Source organism: Schaalia odontolytica (assembly GCF_024584435.1).
Classification (GTDB): domain Bacteria; phylum Actinomycetota; class Actinomycetes; order Actinomycetales; family Actinomycetaceae; genus Pauljensenia.
This window is the reverse complement of sequence record NZ_CP102197.1, coordinates 573,049-593,556: the sequence shown is the minus strand read 5'-3', so window position 1 is coordinate 593,556 and position 20,508 is coordinate 573,049. Positions and strand designations below refer to the sequence as shown.

At 66.9% G+C, this 20,508-nt stretch carries 22 protein-coding genes; 2 read left to right on the top strand and 20 right to left on the bottom strand.

What is annotated here, in order from left to right; genetic code table 11:
- Positions 1–23: 23 nt before the first annotated feature.
- From pyrH to rpsB, 3 genes are all read right to left on the bottom strand, one after another.
- A complete protein-coding gene (gene pyrH / locus NQK35_RS02630) occupies positions 24–734 on the bottom strand; it encodes a UMP kinase (protein WP_009211882.1) in 711 nt (236 codons plus the stop codon).
- Positions 735–862: 128 nt separating this feature from the next.
- Positions 863–1,690, bottom strand: coding sequence for a translation elongation factor Ts (gene tsf, locus NQK35_RS02625; protein ID WP_009211883.1), 828 nt, complete (start codon positions 1,688–1,690; stop codon positions 863–865).
- A 25-nt stretch (positions 1,691–1,715) separates the two neighbouring features.
- Positions 1,716–2,537 carry a 30S ribosomal protein S2 gene (gene rpsB, locus NQK35_RS02620; RefSeq protein ID WP_009211884.1) on the bottom strand — a complete coding sequence of 274 codons (822 nt, stop codon included), beginning with the start codon at positions 2,535–2,537 and terminating at the stop codon, positions 1,716–1,718.
- Positions 2,538–2,940: 403 nt separating this feature from the next.
- On the opposite strand from rpsB, the gene NQK35_RS02615 reads away from it, so the two are divergent.
- Positions 2,941–3,468, top strand: a complete 528-nt coding sequence (locus NQK35_RS02615) for a M23 family metallopeptidase (RefSeq protein WP_257114471.1) — start codon at positions 2,941–2,943, stop codon at positions 3,466–3,468.
- Between the two features lie 3 nt (positions 3,469–3,471).
- Here the strand turns inward: NQK35_RS02615 and NQK35_RS02610 are convergent, their stop codons facing one another.
- From NQK35_RS02610 to NQK35_RS02530, 17 genes are all read right to left on the bottom strand, one after another.
- On the bottom strand, positions 3,472–4,383 hold the full coding sequence (locus tag NQK35_RS02610; RefSeq protein WP_257114470.1) for a tyrosine recombinase XerC: 912 nt from the start codon (positions 4,381–4,383) through the stop codon (positions 3,472–3,474).
- 145 nt (positions 4,384–4,528) lie between these two features.
- Positions 4,529–5,695, bottom strand: coding sequence for a DNA-processing protein DprA (gene dprA / locus NQK35_RS02605; RefSeq protein WP_257114469.1), 1,167 nt, complete (start codon positions 5,693–5,695; stop codon positions 4,529–4,531).
- A complete protein-coding gene (locus NQK35_RS02600) occupies positions 5,688–7,235 on the bottom strand; it encodes a YifB family Mg chelatase-like AAA ATPase (protein ID WP_193389687.1) in 1,548 nt (515 codons plus the stop codon). Before NQK35_RS02600 ends, dprA begins: the two co-directional genes overlap by 8 nt.
- Entirely contained in the window at positions 7,232–7,672 is a 441-nt protein-coding gene (locus NQK35_RS02595; RefSeq protein WP_009211889.1) for a YraN family protein, read from the bottom strand. The genes NQK35_RS02600 and NQK35_RS02595 overlap by 4 nt, the downstream gene beginning before the upstream one ends.
- 130 nt (positions 7,673–7,802) lie before the next feature.
- On the bottom strand, positions 7,803–8,102 hold the full coding sequence (locus NQK35_RS02590; RefSeq protein WP_009211890.1) for a DUF2469 domain-containing protein: 300 nt from the start codon (positions 8,100–8,102) through the stop codon (positions 7,803–7,805).
- A gap of 27 nt (positions 8,103–8,129) precedes the next feature.
- Positions 8,130–8,825, bottom strand: coding sequence for a ribonuclease HII (locus tag NQK35_RS02585; protein ID WP_009211891.1), 696 nt, complete (start codon positions 8,823–8,825; stop codon positions 8,130–8,132).
- Positions 8,822–9,568 carry a signal peptidase I gene (gene lepB / locus NQK35_RS02580; RefSeq protein ID WP_009211892.1) on the bottom strand — a complete coding sequence of 249 codons (747 nt, stop codon included), beginning with the start codon at positions 9,566–9,568 and terminating at the stop codon, positions 8,822–8,824. Before lepB ends, NQK35_RS02585 begins: the two co-directional genes overlap by 4 nt.
- Before the next feature lie 109 nt (positions 9,569–9,677).
- On the bottom strand, positions 9,678–10,034 hold the full coding sequence (rplS, locus tag NQK35_RS02575; RefSeq protein WP_009211893.1) for a 50S ribosomal protein L19: 357 nt from the start codon (positions 10,032–10,034) through the stop codon (positions 9,678–9,680).
- A 148-nt stretch (positions 10,035–10,182) separates the two neighbouring features.
- Positions 10,183–11,559, bottom strand: coding sequence for a tRNA (guanosine(37)-N1)-methyltransferase TrmD (trmD, locus tag NQK35_RS02570; RefSeq protein ID WP_257114468.1), 1,377 nt, complete (start codon positions 11,557–11,559; stop codon positions 10,183–10,185).
- A 1-nt stretch (position 11,560) separates the two neighbouring features.
- Positions 11,561–12,070 carry a ribosome maturation factor RimM gene (gene rimM / locus NQK35_RS02565; RefSeq protein WP_257114467.1) on the bottom strand — a complete coding sequence of 170 codons (510 nt, stop codon included), beginning with the start codon at positions 12,068–12,070 and terminating at the stop codon, positions 11,561–11,563.
- Between the two features lie 89 nt (positions 12,071–12,159).
- The gene (locus NQK35_RS02560; protein ID WP_003795306.1) at positions 12,160–12,399 is read right to left on the bottom strand and encodes an RNA-binding protein; all 240 of its coding nucleotides are present in this window, start codon (positions 12,397–12,399) and stop codon (positions 12,160–12,162) included.
- Positions 12,400–12,401: 2 nt separating this feature from the next.
- Positions 12,402–12,845 carry a 30S ribosomal protein S16 gene (gene rpsP / locus NQK35_RS02555; RefSeq protein WP_257114466.1) on the bottom strand — a complete coding sequence of 148 codons (444 nt, stop codon included), beginning with the start codon at positions 12,843–12,845 and terminating at the stop codon, positions 12,402–12,404.
- A 219-nt stretch (positions 12,846–13,064) separates the two neighbouring features.
- A complete protein-coding gene (locus NQK35_RS02550; protein ID WP_257114465.1) occupies positions 13,065–14,171 on the bottom strand; it encodes an amidohydrolase family protein in 1,107 nt (368 codons plus the stop codon).
- 3 nt (positions 14,172–14,174) lie between these two features.
- On the bottom strand, positions 14,175–15,758 hold the full coding sequence (ffh, locus tag NQK35_RS02545) for a signal recognition particle protein (RefSeq protein ID WP_257114464.1): 1,584 nt from the start codon (positions 15,756–15,758) through the stop codon (positions 14,175–14,177).
- 99 nt (positions 15,759–15,857) lie between these two features.
- Entirely contained in the window at positions 15,858–17,096 is a 1,239-nt protein-coding gene (gene ftsY, locus NQK35_RS02540) for a signal recognition particle-docking protein FtsY (protein ID WP_257114463.1), read from the bottom strand.
- 60 nt (positions 17,097–17,156) lie between these two features.
- A complete protein-coding gene (locus NQK35_RS02535; RefSeq protein WP_034230865.1) occupies positions 17,157–17,549 on the bottom strand; it encodes a hypothetical protein in 393 nt (130 codons plus the stop codon).
- 132 nt (positions 17,550–17,681) lie between these two features.
- Complete coding sequence (locus NQK35_RS02530; RefSeq protein WP_257114462.1) at positions 17,682–19,232, bottom strand: RNA polymerase sigma factor; 1,551 nt, start codon at positions 19,230–19,232, stop codon at positions 17,682–17,684.
- Between the two features lie 144 nt (positions 19,233–19,376).
- Between NQK35_RS02530 and NQK35_RS02525 the strand changes: the two genes are divergently transcribed.
- Complete coding sequence (locus NQK35_RS02525) at positions 19,377–20,480, top strand: polyprenyl synthetase family protein (protein WP_257114460.1); 1,104 nt, start codon at positions 19,377–19,379, stop codon at positions 20,478–20,480.
- Positions 20,481–20,508 lie beyond the last annotated feature (28 nt).

The following is a 20,508-nucleotide window of genomic DNA, read 5'->3' as shown; positions in this document are numbered from 1 at the left end:
GTAGGTCGTCTCTGAAGGTTATATCACGCTGTCACTAGCGTACCGATTTCGTCGCCCATGAGCGCGCGGGTGACCGCACCCTCGCCCCCCATACCGAAGATGCGCGTCGTCAGGCCGTTGTCGCGGCACAGCGCCAACGCGGAGCCGTCGATCACCTTCAGGTCCCGCCGCAGCGCCTCCGAGTAGGTGAGGGTATCGAATCGCCGCGCATCGGGATTGCGGTTCGGGTCGTCGTCGTACACACCATCCACGCCATTCTTCGCAACGAGGAGCTCATCGCAGTGAATCTCCAGCGCGCGCTGGGCAGAGACCGTGTCCGTCGAGAAGTAGGGCAAACCCGCGCCCGCTCCGAAGACGACGACCCGCCCCTTCTCCAGGTGTCGAATCGCGCGAAGCGGCAGGTACGGCTCGGCAACCTGAGCCATCGTGATCGCCGTCTGCACGCGAGCGGGAACGCCCGCCTGAGCGACGAAATCCTGCAGCGCGAGGGCATTCATGACCGTTCCGAGCATCCCCATGTAGTCGGCGCGCGAGCGTTCGAGGCCTTCTCGGGCGAGCTGGGCGCCGCGGAAAAAGTTACCACCGCCGACGACGATGGCGACCTGTACTCCTTCGCGAACCGCGCGCGCCACCTGCTCGGCGATATCGCGCACAACCGACGGATCCAGCCCAATCGTTCCACCTCCGAATGCCTCTCCAGATAGCTTGAGCAAAACGCGGCGGTGGGTCGACATGACGCTTCTCCTTAGTGACGGCCCGGCAGGGCGAAACGGTTAGTGACCATACTACCCGTAAAGCCAGGAGCGGCCCCGCCGTGAGGCGGGGCCGCTCCCAACTGTCGCCAAGGCGACGACCGAGTCAATCAGGCGCCGACGTGGACGCGCACGAACTGGGTCACATGCGCGCCGGCCTCCTTCAGAACCTGAGCCACGGACTTCGAGGGGTCACGTGCAAAGGCCTGATCGACGAGGCAGTTGTCCTTGTAGAACGCGTTGAGGCGACCCTCAACGATCTTGGGGACAATGTTGGCGGGCTTGCCCTCCTCGAGGGTGATCTTCTCGAGGGTCGCGCGCTCCTTGTCAAGCACGTCGGCAGGCACCGCGTCGCGATCCAGGTAGGCCGGCATGTAGGCGGCAACGTGCATCGCGATATCGTGAGCGACCGCCTTGCCGGCCGCATCGGTGACGACGAAGACACCCACCTGCGGGGGCAGGTCGGGGTTCGTCTGGTGCAGGTAGAGGTCGACGTTCTCGCCCTCGACGCGCACGATGCGGCCGATCTGCAGCTTCTCACCGATGATCGCGGCGAAGGCGTCCAAGCGGTCCTTCACGGTGCCCTCGCCCATGGGGGCGGCGAGCAGGGTATCCAGGTCGGCGGCCGCGGACGTCACGGCGGCGTCCAGGACCTCGTTCGCGAAGTCGATGAACTTCTGGTTCTTGGCCACGAAGTCCGTTTCGGAGTTGACCTCGACGAGCACGCCGACGGTGCCGTCGGTCGTGGCCGCGAGCAGGCCGGCGGCCGCCTGGCGACCCTCGCGCTTGGACAGGGACTTCAGGCCCTTCAGACGGATGATCTCCAGCGCCTTCTCGGCGTCGCCATCGGCCTCGGTCAGGGCCTTCTTCACATCCATCATGCCGGCGCCGGTCTGCTCACGCAGCGCCTTCACATCGGCAGCGGTGAAATTCGCCATCGGATGATTCCTCTCAGTAAAACGTTCAGTCCTGCTTGGGGGCGGCCTCTTCGGCGGCGGCAGCCTCGTCGGCCTTGACCTCGCCCTCAAGGAGCTCGCGCTCCCACTCGGCCAGAGGCTCCGCGTCGGTCTCCTCGCCCTTGCCTTTACGCACGTCGGAGCGGGCAATGAGGCCCTCGGCGACGGCGTCTGCGACCACGCGGGTCAGCAGGGCAACAGCGCGGATCGCGTCGTCGTTGCCGGGGATACGGTAGTCGACCTCGTCCGGATCGGCGTTCGTGTCGAGGATGGCGACGATCGGGATGCGCAGCTTACGTGCCTCGGAAACCGCCAGGTGCTCCTTCTTGGGGTCAACGATCCACACGGCGGAGGGAACCTTCGTCATGTCGCGGATGCCGCCGAGGGTGCGGGCGAGCTTGTCCTTCTCGCGGCGCATCATGAGCAGTTCCTTCTTGGTGTGCCCGGAGGCGGCCACATCGTCGAAGTCGATCTGCTCGAGTTCCTTCAGGCGCTGCAGACGCGTGGCAACAGTCGAGAAGTTGGTGAGCATGCCGCCGAGCCAACGGTGGTTCACGTAGGGCATGCCGACACGCTGAGCCTGTTCCGCAACCGCTTCCTGGGCCTGCTTCTTGGTGCCGACGAACAGCAGGGTGCCGCCGTGGGCAACGGTCTGCTTGACGAAATCGAAGGCGATGTCGATGTCGGCGATGGTCTGCTGCAGGTCAATGATGTAGATGCCGTTGCGCTCGGTGAGGATGAAGCGCTTCATCTTCGGGTTCCAACGGCGAGTCTGGTGACCGAAGTGGACACCGGACTCGAGGAGCTGACGCATGGTAACGATTGCCATGGCTCGTCCTTTCCCCGCAAGTCGCGAGTGATCGGTGGGGTTTACCCCGTGTTATCGGTTGTCTGTGCGCGAGGGCGCACCCTGGTGCCATGACCGGCAACCATCCCCGAGGGGACCGAGGCTGCCGCGCCTCGCCTTCCGGGAAGCTCTCCCCGGGCTTGCGACAATGGCACGCGAAGTCACTTGCACAAGGCAAGCGCCCGATAATCGTACCGCACAGGCCTTCCCGTGTCAGCCACAGCGCGTGAGAGGTTGCCGACTGCGCGCTGGCCGCATGCTCGGATGGCCGAGGCTCATTCGTCGGCCTGCGACCGAGTTCACAGGCGGGAAGCGAGCGTGCATCGTATCCACAGGCGGTTGAGGACCTCTGGCGCGACGAGGCCTCGGCGGGCATCGTGGGGCTATGGCCCTTTCTCTCTCCTCTTGTCGTCACCCGTTCCTGGGTGTCGCCCTTGCGTGCGTGGCCCTGGCGTCGGCGCCGTCGCCGAGCGCCGCCGAGCGCCCCGGCGTGTGGCAGTGGCCCACCGGAGACCCCGTGCCGGTCGTGTCGTCTTTTGCCCCGCCCGCCCACGATTGGCTTCCCGGCAGGCGCGGAGTCACGCTCGCATACGGGCCGGGACGTCCGGTCTACGCCTGCGCGCAGGGAACAGTCAGTTTTGCGGGCCGCGTCGGCGGGCGGGGAGTCGTATCGATTCGACACACGATGGGCGACCGCTCGATATGGTCGACGTACCTGCCGATCGACCCGCGCGTCAAAGCCGGAGACACCGTCGAGAAGGGAGACGAGATCGGGACGGTTTCTCAGGACTCGACGACGCTCCACTGGGGAGCCAAGACCGGCCGGACAACCTACGTCAACCCCCTGCGCTTGACCGTTGGTCCGCCTCGCCTGCTTCCCTGGGACGGCGACGAGCGGCAGGGGCCTTCGTGATCATCACGCCCTCGGATGGGCGCGTTGATAGATCGCGCTCAGGCGAGCGGTGTCAACGTGGGTGTAGCGCTGCGTCGTGGCCAGCGAGGCGTGGCCCAGCATCTCTTGGACGGCACGCAGGTCGGCTCCGCCCTGTAGGAGGTGCGTGGCCGTCGAGTGTCGCAACCCGTGCGGCGCGACGTCGTGGACGCCCGCGCGCGCCGCCGCCGCGTGCACCATCGAACGAACAATCCTGGGGTCGATGCGCCCGCCGCGGTCCCCGAGAAATAGCGCGTCCCCGCTGCCTTCGCGCGCGAGAAGCGCACGCCCGCGCACCAGCCAGTGATCGAGAGCATCGGCTGCCGGTGGGCCGTAGGGAACCACGCGTTCCTTGTTTCCTTTACCCGTGACGCGCACGGTGAGCGCCTCACGGTTCAGGGAGGAGATGTCGAGTCCGCATGCTTCTGAGACGCGCAGTCCGCACGCGTAGATGAGCTCAAGGATCGCCCAGTTACGCAACTGGGACGGGCCGCCCCCGCGCGCTTCGTCGCGCGCGTGGTTGAGCAGCAGACGAGCCTCCGACTCATCAAGCGGAGCCGGGAGGCGCTGGTCGGCGCGCGGGTTCGTGAGTAACGCAGCCGGGTCGTGAGCAAGGATTCCCTCGCGTGTCGCCCACGCCGTAAAGTGGCGCACCGACGCGGTGTGGCGCGCGATCGTCGATCGCGCTCCGCCGCGGGCGAGCGTGTCGGCAAGCCAGGATCGGATACGTCGTTGAGTGAGCGCCTCCGCCAGCTCGGCCGCCGAGGCTTCCCACGCCAACCCCGCGAAGCTGAGAAGCGAGCGAAGGTCCCCCAGATACGCCTCGATCGTGTGATCGCTCATGCCTCGCCCGTGCCTGAGGTACTCGCCCCACCGATCGCCCACGCTCGCTTCCATGTCGCCATCCTACGGCGTCCAGCGCATGTCGCTTCGGCACCGTCCCGGGCGAGTACGACGCCGACGCATGCCTCCTCCACGCCTCGCCAGGCGCTTTCGCACGCAGCGCGTCCCCGCGCGAGGGCCCGCGCGAAAGCTCCGTCGGTCACGTGCGCCCGTTCCCGATACGTGCTCGCGACCACCCGCGCGTTGAACCCGTGACCATCCCGCCCGCGGACAGCTCGAGGAGCGCCCGGTTGACCTCATCGCGACCAAGGCCGGCGGCAACGCATATGGAGGTGACGTCGGCGGGAGAGCTTCGCGGAAGCGCCTCCCACACGCGACGGGGGACGGGCGCCAGGGCATCGGCTCCGCGGTCTTCCTCCACGGGCATGCCAAACAGCGGCACACTCTCGTCAGCACCGATGGGTCCGGCGAGTTCCGCAGCATCTCGTCCGTCGCGGATGATCGTCGCACCATTGCGAGCGAGCTCGAGGCACCCCACCGACATGGGCGCATCAACCGCTCCGGGCACGGCACCGAGCTGTCGTCCGCACTCCATCGCCCACCGCGCGGTCGCCAAGGCACCCGAGCGCGCCCCGGCCTCGACGACGACGGTGGCGCCGCTCCACGCGGCGATCAGCCTGTTGCGCGTCAGGAAGCGCCACTTAGCCGGCCTGGCGCTGGGAGCGACCTCGGACACGAGAGCACCCCCTGAGGTCAGCACGTCACGGAAGACCGCCCCGTGACAGGCCGGATAGGGGTTGGCAACTCCACCGGCGAGCACGCAGATTGTTCGACCGCCGGCGAGCATTGCTCCCCTGTGTGCCTCGATGTCGATCCCAATCGCTCCCCCGGAAACGACGGTGTAGCCGGCGCGAGCCAAGTAGTGAGCCATGTTGCGCGCGCAACGCTCCCCTGATCCCGTCGATGCGCGAGCCCCCACGATCGAGACGTGCCTGTCGACCTCGGGGTTCTTCTCGAGGCGCCCAAGGAACCACAGTCCCATCGGTTCCTCGTCACCCAGGCACCCGAGCTGCGCGGGCCACCGCGCATCAGACGGCGTGATGAAGCCACCTCCCGCGCGCTTTGCGCGCTCCCACTCGCGCTCAATGTCGACCGCCAGCGCTCGCTCCCGCCACCTGTTCCACTGTCGCCGCCAGTCGATTTCGGGGTGCTCGGCAAGCGCGTCGGGAGAGCTGTGCCATCGCCCCAACAGCCACTGGCGCGCCTGGCAGTCTCCGAGCTTCGTGCGCACGATTCGCGCTGCCCGATCCGCAGGCTCCGCGACCGCCGACCACCACGCGGCGTCACGAACATCTTGGTCATTCACGGTGATCACTTCCATTCCGTAACTGCTCAGCGGCAACAATGTGGTCCAAGGTCACGCTCTTCGTGCCCTCCAGGTCGGCTAGCGTCCAGGCCAGGCGCAGCATTCGATCGGCGCCGCGCATCGAGGCACGGCCAGCCTCAACGAGACGATCGATCTGCTCGACCAGGTCGGATGCGATGCCCGAACACCTGCGGATCCACGCGCCGGGAAGCTGCGCATTGGCCACCCACGGGGTGTCGCGCAGTCGGTGGCGTGCGCGCTCGCGGGCTTCGCAGACGCGTTGACGCATCGACGCCGAGTCCTGCGCTGCCCCCGTGGCCATGTCGGCGCGGCTGGGCGTGTGCATGTCGATCCTGATGTCCATCCGGTCAAGCAGCGGTCCGGACAATCGGGAGAGGTAGCGACGCCTATTGAGCGAGGAACACGAGCACCCGCGTCCGCCCCTCCCGCCCCCGCACGGGCACGGATTTGAGGCCATGACGAGTTGGAATGCCGCCGGATAGGTGGCGTGGACCCCCGATCGATGCAGGTGGATGCGCCCCGACTCGAGCGGCTCCCGCAAGGAGTCGAGCACCGAGGGGGCAAACTCCGTGGCTTCGTCAAGGAAGAGAACACCTCCGTGGGCGAGAGAGGCGGCGCCGGGGGCGAGCGACCTCGACCCACCGCCAATCAACGCCGGCATCGTGACACTGTGGTGGGGGGCTTGTAGGGGCGGGCGAGTGAGAAGCTGGAGTCCTGCGGGAACCAAGCCGGCCACCGAGTGCAGGGACGTCGTCACGAGGGCGGTGTCCGGATCCAGGTCTGGCAGGATTGTCGGCAGTCGTGATGCCAGCATTGTCTTTCCCGACCCCGGCTCACCGAGGAGGAACACGTGGTGTCCGCCCGCCGCCGCCACTTCCATTGCCGCCACCGCCTCGGGCTGGCCTCTCACGTCGGACATGTCGACCGCGTGCTCCGCGTGCGCGGCTCCCGTCCGACTGTCGATGTCGAGGCGACCGTGGAACGGTGCCTTCACCGCCTCTCCCCCGGCCCACGCGATGAGGTCCGCAAGGTGCGCAAAGGGAACGGCCTCAATCCCCGACACGAGGGATGCCTCACGCGCGCACGCGGTCGGGACGATCACGCGGCGCACCCCGCGCGAGCGCGCCGCGAGCACCGCAGGGAGGACTCCGCGCACCGGTTGAATGCTTCCGTCGAGAGCCAGTTCCCCAATGATCACGGTGTCTTCGAATGCGAGGGGCGAGACCAGGCCGGTCGCCAGTGCGACCGACGCGGCGATAGCGAGGTCGAAGGCGGACCCCGACTTGGGGATCCCCGCCGGCGACAGGTTGACGGTGATGCGCTGGTCGAGAACATCCAGCCCGCAGGACTCGAAGGCGGCGCGGACTCGATCGCGTGCCTCCCGAACTGAGGTGTCGAGTAGTCCAACAAGCGTGAAGGCCACAAGCCCCGATCCCGCGTATGTTTCGACGTCGACCAGGTGTCCTTCGATGCCGACGATACTCATTGAGTACGTGCGGGCCAGTCCGGGAGCATTCATTGCACGCCTCGCAACCACGCGACGCGTGCTCCAAGATCACGAAGATCCACGTCCTGGCACCCGTGGCCGGGGAATAGCCGCAGCTGGGCGGCATCGAGGGTGATCGCCACGACGTCAATGCGCACTCGTGACCCGAGAGGCCCCCGAGCACGGCACCACGCTCCGGTCAGTTTCCTCAGTTGCGTGACCTTGCGTTCGTCAATCGACGCCAGAGCGCTTCCGTGTCGACGTCCCACCCTGGTGCGCACCTCCACCACGACGGTGCGAGGATCGCACGGGTCCGTCTCGTCGCATGCGATGATGTCGATTTCTCCGCGGCGCCCGTCTCGCCAGTTGCGCTCGATAACGCGAAGTCCCTCCTCTTCGACGACGAGGCACGCGGTGTTCTCCCCGGCTATCCCGAGCGCGCGTCGATCGGGACGTGTTGAGCGTGTCATGTCGGTTCACCTCCACCACCACGATGCTCGCCGCGAAGGCGCACGCTCAATGCGAAAACCGCCGCCTGTGGACAGGCGACGGCATGCTGGGTGTGCTGTGGATACTCGCTCGCGCCTGCGAGCGCGCTGCCTAGGGGATGTCGAGCTCGGGCTTGGACAGCTCTTCGACGTTGACGTCCTTATAGGTGACGACGCGGACCGAGCGCACGAAGCGAGAAGAGCGGTAGATGTCCCACACCCACGCGTCGGACAGCGTCAGCTCGAAGAAGACATCGCCTCCCACGGGGCGGGCCTGCACGTCAACGTGATTGCAGAGGTAGAAACGCCTCTCTGTCTCCACGACATACTTGAACAAGCCTATGACGTCGCGATATTCCTTGAATAGCTCTAGCTCCAGCTTGTTCTCGTAGCCTTCAATCTCTTCGTTCACAGACCAATCATGCCGAAAGCATGCCGCTCACGCGCCGCGCCACCCCGGCGTGCCCTCGTTTGTCCGTACCTGCGGCATCCTCCACGTGCGTCGGTGGAAGTCGCTGACGCCGAGCCGAGCGATGGCCTGGGCGTGGGCGGCAGAGCCGTAACCCTTGTTCGATGCCCATCCGTAGCCCGGGTCCTCGGCCTCGCGCATGAGGCGGTCCCTGGCAACCTTGGCCAGCACCGAGGCCGCCGCGACGACCGCGCAGGAGGCGTCGGCCTTGACCTGAGTGTGCACGGGCAGAGCGCCGCAGTCGGGATAGTCCGGGCCGTCGGCCGCACAGAGATCATCCGGGATGGACAGCCAGTCGTGGGAGCCGTCAAGGAGCACTCCCCCGGGCGCATGCCCCTTCGCGACGACGCCGGCTAGCGCGCGGCGTCCAGCCAGCCGTAGCGCACACACGATACCCCATCGGTCGATCTCGGCCGCAGACGCGTAGGCGACGCACGAGGCCAGGACCCAGGAATGAATCGGCTCGACGAGGGCCTCACGCCGCCGGGGAGAGAGCGCCTTGGAGTCGGTGAGTCCACCGGGCACTGCGGGCGCATCCGCGCCAACGAGGGCAACGCCGACCGCGACGGGTCCAGCGAGGGCACCGCGCCCGACTTCATCCATCCCGGCAACCACTCCCCACCGCTGGGCCAGGGAGTATTCCAGCTCTCTTGATGCTGTCATCACGATGAGGAGGGCAGGGCGGCGAAGACTTCCGGGTGAGCGATATCGGTGGACCACCTCGACACCGGCCAGATGATGACCTGCACCGTGCCCACGACCGCGGACACCGGCACGTAGGGGGATTGACCCGCGCCCATGTGATAGCGCGAGTCCGCAGAATTCGACCTGTTGTCCCCCATGACCCACAGGTGTCCCTCCGGGACGACAACGTCGAAGGTGCGTTCTCCGCAGGGCACCTGGCCGGGCGGCAGGTAGGTTTCGTCGAGCGCGACGCCGTTGACACTCACCTTGCCGCTGGGGGTCGCACACGTGACGCGGTCCCCGCCGACTCCGATCACGCGCTTGACGAGAGTCTGCTCGCCGCCCCCGGGCACGAAGCCCGTGAATTCACCCAGGCGCCGCGCGATGGAGGGCGCGGTCTCTTGCTTGGCGCCGAGCCAGCCGAGGGCATCGTCGAAAACGACGACGTCTCCGCGGTGGATGTTTGCCCGCAGCGCGTCGACGCGCGAGACCGCGATGCGGTCGTCCTCCACGAGCGTGTTGCGCATGGACGGAGAGGGAATCCAAAAGACCTGGACGACGAAGGCCCGAAGGAGGGAGGAGATGACGAGCGCGACGACGAGGATCATGAGGATCTCACGCAGCCACACGAGGGGGTTACGACGATTGCGAGCCTCCGCCCGATCGCGGTCCTTCAAGGACGGCGCATGCGTCGGTCCGAGCGGCGGGCCTGCGGTCGAGGTCATGGCTTCTCCTTCAGAACGTCCCATCGTCACAAGGATAGGGGTAGGCCCGACACCGGCGCGCGGTGTCGGGCCTCACCGTGAAAAATGCCAAGGTGCGGAGCGACTGGCCTCACTCGGCCTTGCCGGAACGGTGCTCCTTGATCTTCGCGGCCTTGCCGTGGCGCTCACGCAGGTAGTAGAGCTTCGCGCGGCGAACGTCGCCCTTGGTGACGACCTCGATGTGGTCGATCGTGGGGGCGTGGACCGGGAAGGTACGCTCAACGCCGACGCCGAAGGAAATCTTGCGGATCGTGAACGTCGAGGACACGCCGTGACCGCGGCGAGCGATCACGACACCCTGGAAGACCTGGATACGGGAGCGGTTGCCTTCGATAACCTTGACGTGCACCTTGAGGGTGTCGCCAGCTCGGAACGAGGGGATGTTATCGCGCAGCGATGCCGCATCAACAGCGTCCAGCTTCTGCATTTCTTCTCCTTGACGCCTCTGCCGCAGGTCGGGGGCGTCTGGTTGGGCGGGCCGAACCCGCTCAGTTGACGGTTGATCGCGCGCCTCGGTGTCCCCCTGCGGCAGGATGAACCGCGCACAATCCTTGCAATTATCCCATACCGATCCCTCAACGGGCGAGTGGTGATCCGTCTGCGGCGGTGAGATCGCGCACCATCACGACATCGTCGTTGTCGATTCCCCCGACGTTGAACCTGCGGGTGGCGCGCTTACGGAATCCGTGCCGCTTGTAGAACGCCCGAGCCACCCTGTTGGCGCGGTTAGTTCCCAGAACGATCGCGCTGTGCCCAAGGCTTACGCCGTCGGCGCATGCTCGCTCCACCAGGGCATCCGCGATGCCGCTTCCCCGCCAGGCCTGGTCAACATAGCACTTGGACAGGTATGCGCTGTCCGCCGCGACCCGCCCGGGTCGCACCATGTCGCGTGGAAGAGCGTCTCGACCGACGATCGTGAGCACGTAGCCGACAAGCTCGCCACCGACCTGCGCGACGAAGACGCGGAAGCGATCCGGCGCGGCGAGCATGCGCGCGAAGGCCTCGGCGCTGAGTTCGTTCGCCACGTAGGCGGCGATAGCGTCGCGCCCCAGGCCCTTCGGGCACGCGTCGGGAAAGGTTCTTTCTGCGAGCACGGCGACCATCCCCGCGTCCGCGGCCTCGGCTTGCCGAATCGTCACGTGCTGTGCGGGCCCACTGCGCGGATAGGCGATGCCGCAGGCGGCAAGTGTGGCACGGTCCTGCCCGTTAAGGTCCGCCGCATGCAGCGCGAGGGCGAGATCGGGTCGGACCCTGGTGGTCTTCTCGATGGCGCGATCACGACGCCAGCGCCCAATCGCGGCGTGGTTACCGCTGAGGAGGACCTCGGGAACTGCGAGCTGACGAAACTGAGCGGGCTTGGTGTAGACCGGATACTCCAAAAGCCCCGCCCCCGAGTGGGATTCTTCGACGAGTGAGTCGGGGTTGCCCATAAAGCCGTCAAGCAACCGGGCAACTGCTTCCGTGAGCACCAGTGCGGCGGCTTCTCCCCCGTTGAGCACGTAGTCACCGATCGAAAACTCCAGGACCTCCACGCCCGCGGACCGGTAGTACTCCCCGACGCGCGCGTCGATTCCCTCGTAGCGCCCACACGCGAGAACGATCTGGTCCGCACCGGCAAGGTCTTCCACGAGGGGCTGGGTGAGCGGCGTTCCCGAGGGGGTGGGTATCGCCAGGATACGTCGGGCCTGCTCGCCACCCCGCGGCGCGTCGTGGGGGCCCAGCGCGATCGCGAGCACCTCATCGAGGGCCGCGCACCACACGTCGGGTCGCATGACCATTCCCGCGCCCCCACCGTAGGGAGTGTCGTCGACGCTGCGGTGTCGCCCGCTTGCCCACCCGCGCAGATCGTGGACGCCGACGCGCACGAGGCCGGCCTGTGCAGCCTTGCCCATGAGGGACAGGTTCAGGGGCGCGAAATAGTCCGGGAAGATTGAGATGAGGTCGAAGCGCACGCTAGTTGTTTCCCTCGTCGTCACCGTGGTCGTCGAAAAGCCCGGGGGGCGGATCAATGACGACGACGCCGCGGTCCACGTCGACGGTGGGAACGAGGGCGCTCACGAAGGGAACCATGACAGTTGCAGCGGGGGTGTCCACGAGAAGAAGATCCTGCGCCGCTCCGGGCCTCAGGCCGCTGACCGTGCCGAGGACGTCGCCGGCGGGTGTGCGAGCCGTGAGTCCCGTGAGCTGGTGGGGATACCAGGCATCCTCCTCCGGATGCTCCTCAACGAGCAGCCGCGCCCCCCGCAGCCTTTCGGCATCCTCGCGGCTCTCGCACTCCTCGAAGGAGGCCAGCACTCGTTCCTTGTGTACCTTCACCGAACGCACCGTCAGCACGCGCGAGGCCCCCTCCACGTCCAGGCGCATCCCGGGCGCCACAACGCTGGGGTCGTCGCTGCGAACGTCTAGAATGACCTCGCCGCGCAGACCGTGAGCGGGTCCGATGATGGCTGCTGTGAGCTGCATGTGTCCTCCTTGTCATGCGCCGGAATCTACCGGAAGCATACAACGAAGGGATCCGGCACTGCCGGACCCCTTCGCGACGTGCGCGAGCCCTACTCGCGATCCGTGTCGACGACGTCAACGCGGACAGCGCCGCGCGTCGAAAGTGCACCCATGACGGTGCGCAGCGCGCGAGCCGTCCGGCCACCGCGTCCAATGACGCGTCCCAGGTCTTCCGGATTCACCCGAACCTCAAGAAGCTGGCCGCGCCGCATTGAGCGAGGCGTCACCTCGACATCTTCGGGGTGGTCAACGATGCCGCTGACCAGGTGCTCCAACGCGTCGGCGAGCATGCTCAGGCATCCTCTCCAGCGGGCTCTTCGGCGGTCTTCTCGGCCTCGGCAGCGGCCTCTTCCTCAGCCTTCTTGGCGGAAGCAGCAGCCTTGGACTTTTCGGCGGCGGCCTCGGCTTCCTTGATGGCCTGCTCGGCCTGAGCGGCCTTGTCAGCCTCGGAGACCTGGACGCGGGAGACCGCGTCGGCCTTGCCGTTGAACTTGGCGATGTCACCGGTCAGGACCAGCAGGTTGCGGACCTGGTCGGAGGGCTGAGCGCCGACACCGAGCCAGTACTGGGCGCGCTCAGAGTCGATGCGAATGATCGACGGGTTCGGCTGAGGATCGTAGTAGCCGACCTCTTCGATGACGCGTCCGTCGCGCTTCTTGCGGGAATCGACGACGACAACGCGGTACTGGGCGGCGTGGATCTTGCCCACGCGCTTCAGGCGAATTCGAACTGCCACTTGAGTGGTCTCTCCATTTCAGATTGGTGTGGACCTTTGCGTCCCGAGGTGGGAAACACAGGGGTCGCATCGGACCGGGACACGACGGCGCGCAGTGAGAGGGTCTACGTTCCGCCGGGTACAGCTAGCGATTATGCCACACTTTTCAGTCAATTCCCAAGCGGGAGACGTCGGCCTAACGCCCCGAAACGGTAATATCCATCACCTGGCCGGGCGCGGTCATGGGCGGTCCGAGACCAGGTGGCCACCGACGTAGACGCAGCGCGGTCTCGCGAGCGCGAGCGGATCTCGTGTCGGGTCCTCGTCAAGCACGAGAAAGTCGGCTGCGGCTCCGTCCGTCAGCCCTTCGAAGCCCAGGTAGCGGCGCGTTTGCCAGGTGGCGGCGTCCACGACGAGGCCGGGGTCGGCTCCCCACTGGGTCCACAGGGCGAGTTCGCCGGCAATCGAGCCGTGCTCCTGGTAGCCGCCCGAGTCGGTGCCCATCAGGAGGAGGATGCCGGCATCAACGAGCATCTGGAAGTGCTCCCGACGCTCGGCGTGCATGGCGCTCATCGTCGCGGCATACACCGGATACTTTGACGCGGCTTGGGAGGCGAAGTCCGCGAAGAGCTCGACTTGGCGAAGCGTCGGGGTCACCGCGATGCCCCGGGAGGCGATCTCTGCGGCCTGGTCCGGGTCGATGCCGCTTCCGTGCTCGATGTCGTCCACGCCGGCCTCGATGAGCGAGTCGATAACCCGATGAGAGAAAGCGTGAACGGCGACGCGCGCACCGAGGTGGTGGGCGGCTGCAACCGCATCGGCCAGGACCTGCGCGTCCCACAGGGGCAGCAGGTCCGCGTCTGCGCCGCCCGAACGGTCGATCCAGTCCCCCACCAGCTTGACCCAGCCGTCGGATTGGGCTGCCAACGTGCCGACGACACGCGGGAGGTCACGCTGGTCTTCGACGTCGATGGGAAGGTCCCGCAGGTAGCGCTTGGGTCGCGCGACGTGCCTGCCACACCGAACGAGGCGCAGCCCGGTCGGGCCGACGACGACGGAGTTGTCGACCGGGACCCCGCAGTCACGCACCAGGGTCACGCCGCTTTCGAGCGTGTGCCTCGCCTGGCGCACCATCTCGTTGCCGCTTACGCTGCCCTTCTCGGAGTATCCGATGTGGCAGTGCGAGTCCGCCATGGCCGGGACGAGGAAGGGGACACGCCAAGCTCCGTCCTCGTAGCGCTCGGATACCCTGCGAATCACCCCGTCGTCGACGCGCCAGGTGCCCCTCACCCAGCGGGGGCGCGCCGAGGCCTCCTGCGCCCACAGGCACACGCCCGCGATCAGCATGGCTCAGAGCTGACCGAGCATGCGCTTGACGTCGTCGGGGAGGTCGTCAAGCGTGGGACGCGGGGCGTGGGCGCTCTGCTGTCCGCCGAAGGAGGAGCCCGGCGCGGAGCTACGCTCCGACGGGGGGAGCATCGCCTCCAGCTCCTGCTGGCGGCGCTTCGCGGGGTTACCCGAGCGCGCCTTCTTCTTCAGGCGGGCGCGCTGAGCCTGGGCCTTACGGGCGTTGGCCTTCTGCTTGGCCTTTCCGCCGCGACCGGGCAGGGCCCCCATTCCGGGCACTCCCCCACCCATCTGTCCCATCTGTCCCATCATCTCGCGCGCGGCCTCGAAGCGCTGGACGAGCTGGTTGACGTCGGTGACGCTGGTTCCCGATCCCCGGGCGATGCGCGCCCGGCGCGAGCCGTTGAGGATGGAGACGTCGTCGCGTTCGGCGGGCGTCATCGAGCGAACGATGGCCTCCACGCGATCGACCTCTCGTTCGTCGAAGTTGTCGATCTGATCGCGCAGCTGCGCCGCTCCGGGGATCATTCCGAGCATCTTCTTCATGGAGCCCAGCTTCTTGATCTGCTGGAGCTGGCTGAGGAAGTCGCCGAGGGTCAGCTCCCCGGCCATCGCCTTGGCGGCGACCTTCTCCGCCTCCTCGGCGTCCATCTTCTTTTCGGCCTGTTCGATGAGCGTGAGGATGTCGCCCATGTCGAGGATGCGCCCGGCCATGCGATCGGGGTGGAAACGCTCGAAGTCGTCGAGGCCCTCACCGGTGGAGGCGAAGAGAATCGGTGCGCCCGTGACGCCTCGCACGGACAGCGCGGCTCCGCCTCGCGCGTCGCCGTCCAGCTTCGACAGGACGACGCCGGTGAAGCCAACGCCGTCACGGAAGGCCGTCGACGTCGAGACCGCGTCCTGGCCGACCATCGCGTCAAGGACGAACATGATCTCGTGCGGGCTCACCGCGTCGCGGATGGCGATGGCCTGATCCATCATCTCCTGGTCGACACCCAGGCGACCGGCGGTATCGACAATGACGACGTTGATGCCGCTCTTGCGAGCGAAGTCGACGCCGGAGCGCGCAACCTCAACGGGATTGCCGACGCCATTGCCCGGCTCGGGCGCCCACACCTTCACACCGGCGCGCTCGCCGACAACCTGGAGCTGCTGGACGGCGTTGGGGCGCTGCAGGTCCGAGGCTACCAGGAGAACGGTCTTGCCCTCCTCGCGCAGCCACTTACCGAGCTTACCGGCCAGCGTCGTCTTACCGGCGCCCTGGAGGCCCGCCAGCATGAAGACGGTGGGTCCCGACTCGGCAAAGTTCAGCTCACGGGTCGCTCCGCCAAGAATCTCCACGAGCTCGTCGTGGACGATGGACACAACCTGTTGGCCGGGGTTGAGTGCCTTGGAGCGCGCCGCGCCATAGGCCTTGTCACGTACCTGGGTGGTGAACTGCCGGACGACGGGCAGGGCGACGTCGGCGTCGATGAGGGCTCGACGGATGTCAGAAATCGCATGATCGACGTCCGACTCGGTCAGGACCCCGCGGCTGCGCAGGGTGCGGAAGGATTGGGTCAGACGATCTGACAGGTTTCCAAACACGTGTTCACTCCCAAGATGGCTGCTCTACAAGGCACAGGTTAGCGCACCTCGGCCCCGGTGGTGAGACCGGGGCCGAGGAACGCGTTGATCGCGGGAGCGTCAGGCGGAGGCGGTGCCGACGATCGCGTCGACAAAACCCCGCGGATCGAAGGGTGCCAGGTCGTCGGCGCCCTCCCCCAGTCCGACGAACTTGACGGGAACGCCGAGGGAGCGTTGGACGGACACGACGATGCCCCCCTTGGCAGAGCCATCGAGCTTGGTGAGCACGATGCCGGTGACTCCCGTGGCCTCGGCGAACACCTCGGCCTGCTTCATGCCGTTCTGACCGGTCGTCGCGTCGAGGACGAGGAGAACCTCGCCGACGGGGGCCTGCTTGCTCATGACGCGCTTGATCTTGCCGAGCTCGTCCATGAGGGTCGACTTGTTCTGAAGCCTGCCAGCGGTGTCGACGAGAACGACGTCAACGTCGCGTTCGATGCCCTCACGCACCGCCTCGAAAGCGACCGAGGCGGGGTCGGCTCCCTCCCTCTCGGATCGGACGACGTCGACACCCACGCGCTCGCCCCATGTGGCCAGCTGGTCGGCGGCCGCGGCGCGGAACGTGTCAGCGGCCCCCAGGAGCACGGATTTGTCGTCGGCCACGAGAATGCGGGCGAGCTTGCCGACGGTTGTCGTCTTGCCGGTTCCATTGACGCCGACCATGAGGATCACCGCCGGCTTGACGCAGCCATCGACCGTCGGCCTGGCAAGATCGAGGGATCGATCCATGTCGGGGCCGACGAGCGCAAGGAGCTCCTCTCGCAGGATCTCGCGGACGCGAACCTCGTCGGTCGTTGATTCGACGGCGACGCGGCGCTTGAGCGCCTCCATCAGGGAGTCGGTCGCCTCCAAGCCGAGGTCAGCCACGAGGAGCGACTCCTCGATCTCCTCCCAGTCTGCCGCACTGAGCTTGCCTCTGCTGAGGACCCCGAGGATCGCGCGCCCGAGGGCGCCGGAGGAGGCCAGGCGGCTACGCAGGCGCTCCATGCGCCCGCCAACGGATTCGGGGCGCTCGACGAGCGCGGGTGCGGCCTTGTCGGGCGATGGCTCGGCGTCGCCCGTCGGCGACTCTTCGGTCGCAGGGCCGTCACGCGGCTGGTCGGTTGCCTCGCCCTCGGCCTCGGCAGGAGCGGCGACGTCACCGGAGGCGGGCACCTGTTCGTGCGGCGCCGAGGTGACCTCGTTGGAGGAGCGGCGGGAGGAAACCACGAGGCGGATGACCATCCCGATGACCACGGCGATCGCCAGTGCAATGACGATCGCCCAGGGCGTCTGAAGGAAAGAAACGAAAGCGTCCATGGGTACATTATCCCCCATGGACGCCCCGACAAGGAAGCGTGAGCAACGCGTCACCTCCCGCTAGCGCGCGGTATCCTCGCCCGGCCGAGAACCACCGTCGCGACCGCGCCGACCCCGGTCGAGCCTGTCGCTCACGCGCCCGGTGACCGACTCGAGACGGTCTATTCCCGGAAGCCGATCCGCGTCGAAGTACGCGCTGGAAGAGTCACCGCTTTGCAGCAACGCGTCAAGCGAGGAGGAAGCGGGAACCACCGGGCGGAGGCTGGACGGGGAGGATCGGCGCGGCACAGAGTGATTGCGCACCTCATCCACAATCTCTTCGCCCTCACGCTTGATGACGCCCTTCCATTCGTCAGCGCTGCGCCGAGACAACGCCAACCCGGCGACAACCGCGCCCGCCACGAGCAGAACGAGGACGACAGTCAGGACCAGAATCAGCGAACCCTCAAGCATGCTCCCATCCTGCCCTATGGACCGTCCGTGCGCGACGAGGCCTCCCGTCGCACGCATCTTTGTGAGCTGAATAATCACGGCGGTCGAAAGACACGCGTCCCGACCGCCGCGCCGCCGGGTACGCGAGGCGCGTTAGTCGAGGTAGTCGCGCAGCACCTGCGAGCGCGAGGGGTGACGAAGCTTCGACATCGTCTTGGATTCGATCTGCCGGATGCGTTCGCGCGTCACGCCGTAGACCTTGCCAATCTCGTCCAGCGTCTTCGGCTGACCATCGCCGAGCCCAAAGCGCATGGACACGACTCCGGCCTCGCGCTCCGACAGGGTGTCGAGCACGTGGTGGAGCTGCTCCTGCAGGAGCGTGAAGGAGACGGCGTCGGCGGGAACGATGGCCTCGGAGTCCTCAATGAGATCGCCAAACTCGGAGTCGCCGTCCTCGCCCAGGGGGGTGTGCAGCGAAATGGGCTCGCGACCGTACTTCTGGACCTCAACGACCTTCTCGGCCGTCATGTCAAGTTCCTTGGCCAACTCCTCTGGCGTGGGCTCGCGTCCCAGATCCTGCAGCATCTGACGCTGCACGCGGGCGAGCTTGTTGATGACCTCGACCATGTGCACGGGAATGCGAATCGTGCGCGCCTGATCGGCCATTGCGCGCGTGATCGCCTGGCGAATCCACCAGGTCGCGTAGGTGGAGAACTTGTAGCCCTTCGTGTAGTCGAACTTCTCGACCGCTCGAATGAGGCCGAGGTTGCCCTCCTGGATCAGGTCGAGAAACTGCATGCCGCGCCCCGTGTAGCGCTTGGCCAGGGACACGACGAGGCGCAGGTTTGCCTCGAGGAGGTGGTTCTTGGCCTGCTGTCCGTCCTGGGCGAGGAAGTGCAATTCGCGGCGTTCGCGACTGGTCATCTCGTCGGCCTGGTTCTTCAGCTTGTACTCCGCATACAGGCCGGCCTCAATGCGTCGGGCGAGGTCGACCTCCTGCTCGGCGTTCAGCAGGGATACCTTACCGATCTGCTTGAGGTAGTCCTTCACCGGGTCTGCGGTTGCTCCCGCGACCGTGACCTGCTGGACCGGCTCGTCGGTTTCGTCAGAGTCGGAGACGACGAAACCGCCCTTGACGTGGATTCCCGCGTTGGTGCGCTCGCGCAGAGCCGCTCCCTCAAAGGCCTTGGGATCCTCCTCCTCGGCCTCTTCCTCGACGTCGCTCTCATCCTCGTCGTCGGCGTCGGTCTCCAGGTCCGGATCCTTCAGATCCTCCCCCGTGGGTTCGAAGTCCTCGTCGTCACCGGTCTCGATGTCGTCGATGACCTCCTCGGCGACCTCGGCTTCCTTCTTCTTGCGTCCTCGCGTCGTCTTCTTAGCGGTCTTGTCCCCGCCCGCGTCCGAGGCGTCGGCCTTCTTCGCGCTCCTCTTCTTGGCTGGCTTGTCCGCGCCCGCGTCGGAGGCCGCCTGGGCGGCCTTCTTCGCACTCGCCTTCTTCGCGCTCCCCTTCTTCGCGGCGGGCTTGCGGTCGGCAGACTCCTTCTCCCCACCCTCAGGCACGGCCGCGGGCGTCTTCTTGGACGCGGAGGACGCCTTCTTGCCGCGGGTGTTCTTCTTCGCGGCGGGTGTCACCTCCGTGATCTCCTCGTTTGTCGCGGAGTCCTTTACCGAAGCGCGCGATGCACTCACACGGGTCCCTTTCATTGATGGGCATGCACAGTTGAGCCGATTGCAAATCGGCATACCACCGCCAGTCTAGTGCCTCGCTTGGGAGTTTTCCTGGTGGTCGATGTGAGCCTGCCCCCCGCGAAGCCACGCCCGGGAGCCGCCGTCGGTTAGAGTTGCACCATGAGTCTGAGCGACAGTTTCTCCGTTCTGCGTCCCCTCATCGACGAGGCCACGTCCGAGCACCTGAGCGGCCTCCTCGTGCGCGCGGGGGCCTCCACCCGCGGTGAAGAGTTCACTCAGGCGGTGCTCTCAGCCGCGTCGGGCGGCAAGCGCTTTCGCGCCCTCATGGCTCACGTCGGCTATTGTCTGGGCGCCGGGCTTGCGCTGGGCGAGGTGTTTCTCCCCCACCTGAGTGCCGCACTCGAGCTCTACCAGGCCAGCGCCCTCGTTCACGACGACATTATCGATCGCGCAAACGAGCGTCGGGGAGCCCCCACGCCTCATCGTCTCCTAGCCGATCACCACGGCCGCAGGCGGTGGATGGGCAGCCCCACCGACTTCGGCGAGCACGCGGCGATCCTGGTCGGCGACTTCCTCTTCTCTGCCGCCACCGATGCGGCAGATGCGCAGGCGCTCCTCCTTGACGAGGCCGCCGCCGAGTCCTTCACCCGCCGCTTCGCCGACATGCACGCCGAGGTTGCTCTGGGCCAGTATCTCGACATCGTCGCCGAGCAAACCCCGCTCGACCCGCATCGCGACGACGCGGTCAGCGGCGCCGATGCTCTGGATGTCGCACTCCACAAGTCGGCACACTACTCGGTCGTGCATCCCGCGGCGCTCGGCGCGATCTGTGCGTCCGCCCCGCCCGGGCAGGTGAGCACCCTCCTGGCGATCCTCGATTCTGTGCTGACGCCGTGGGGGCTCGCCTTCCAGCTGCGCGACGACGACCTGGGCGTGTTTGGGGATCCTCAGGTGACGGGCAAACCCGCGGGAGACGACCTCAGGGAGGGCAAGCGGACCGTGCTGCTGGCCCTCACGTGGGAGGCATCCACGCCGAGCGAACGGCGCGAGCTGACTCGTGTTCTCGCGGTGCCCACCGCCTCGCCGCGCGAGATCGGCGCCGCGACACGCATCGTCGCACGCAACGGCCGCGACGCACACGAGGAAACGATTGCTCGTCTCGTCGCCGACGGGCACGCTGCCCTTCAGCGGGCGAACGTGGGCGATGAGGCCCGACGCATGCTCGCCGAGCTGTGCTCTCTTCTCACCGCACGGCGCTCGTAGCACCCCTCCCGCGCCGATTCAAGGGAGC

What these genes read in the sequence shown, in the direction of transcription:
- pyrH (WP_009211882.1), bottom strand. Translation starts at nt 734, where the DNA reads ATGTCGACCCACCGCCGCGTTTTGCTCAAGCTATCTGGAGAGGCATTC.
- tsf (WP_009211883.1), bottom strand. Translation starts at nt 1,690, where the DNA reads ATGGCGAATTTCACCGCTGCCGATGTGAAGGCGCTGCGTGAGCAGACC.
- rpsB (WP_009211884.1), bottom strand. Translation starts at nt 2,537, where the DNA reads ATGGCAATCGTTACCATGCGTCAGCTCCTCGAGTCCGGTGTCCACTTC.
- NQK35_RS02615 (WP_257114471.1), top strand. Translation starts at nt 2,941, where the DNA reads ATGGCCCTTTCTCTCTCCTCTTGTCGTCACCCGTTCCTGGGTGTCGCC.
- NQK35_RS02610 (WP_257114470.1), bottom strand. Translation starts at nt 4,383, where the DNA reads ATGGAAGCGAGCGTGGGCGATCGGTGGGGCGAGTACCTCAGGCACGGG.
- NQK35_RS02600 (WP_193389687.1), bottom strand. Translation starts at nt 7,235, where the DNA reads ATGAATGCTCCCGGACTGGCCCGCACGTACTCAATGAGTATCGTCGGC.
- NQK35_RS02595 (WP_009211889.1), bottom strand. Translation starts at nt 7,672, where the DNA reads ATGACACGCTCAACACGTCCCGATCGACGCGCGCTCGGGATAGCCGGG.
- lepB (WP_009211892.1), bottom strand. Translation starts at nt 9,568, where the DNA reads ATGACCTCGACCGCAGGCCCGCCGCTCGGACCGACGCATGCGCCGTCC.
- rplS (WP_009211893.1), bottom strand. Translation starts at nt 10,034, where the DNA reads ATGCAGAAGCTGGACGCTGTTGATGCGGCATCGCTGCGCGATAACATC.
- rimM (WP_257114467.1), bottom strand. Translation starts at nt 12,070, where the DNA reads ATGCAGCTCACAGCAGCCATCATCGGACCCGCTCACGGTCTGCGCGGC.
- NQK35_RS02560 (WP_003795306.1), bottom strand. Translation starts at nt 12,399, where the DNA reads ATGCTCGCCGACGCGTTGGAGCACCTGGTCAGCGGCATCGTTGACCAC.
- NQK35_RS02550 (WP_257114465.1), bottom strand. Translation starts at nt 14,171, where the DNA reads ATGCTGATCGCGGGCGTGTGCCTGTGGGCGCAGGAGGCCTCGGCGCGC.
- ftsY (WP_257114463.1), bottom strand. Translation starts at nt 17,096, where the DNA reads ATGGACGCTTTCGTTTCTTTCCTTCAGACGCCCTGGGCGATCGTCATT.
- NQK35_RS02535 (WP_034230865.1), bottom strand. Translation starts at nt 17,549, where the DNA reads ATGCTTGAGGGTTCGCTGATTCTGGTCCTGACTGTCGTCCTCGTTCTG.
- NQK35_RS02530 (WP_257114462.1), bottom strand. Translation starts at nt 19,232, where the DNA reads ATGAAAGGGACCCGTGTGAGTGCATCGCGCGCTTCGGTAAAGGACTCC.
- NQK35_RS02525 (WP_257114460.1), top strand. Translation starts at nt 19,377, where the DNA reads ATGAGTCTGAGCGACAGTTTCTCCGTTCTGCGTCCCCTCATCGACGAG.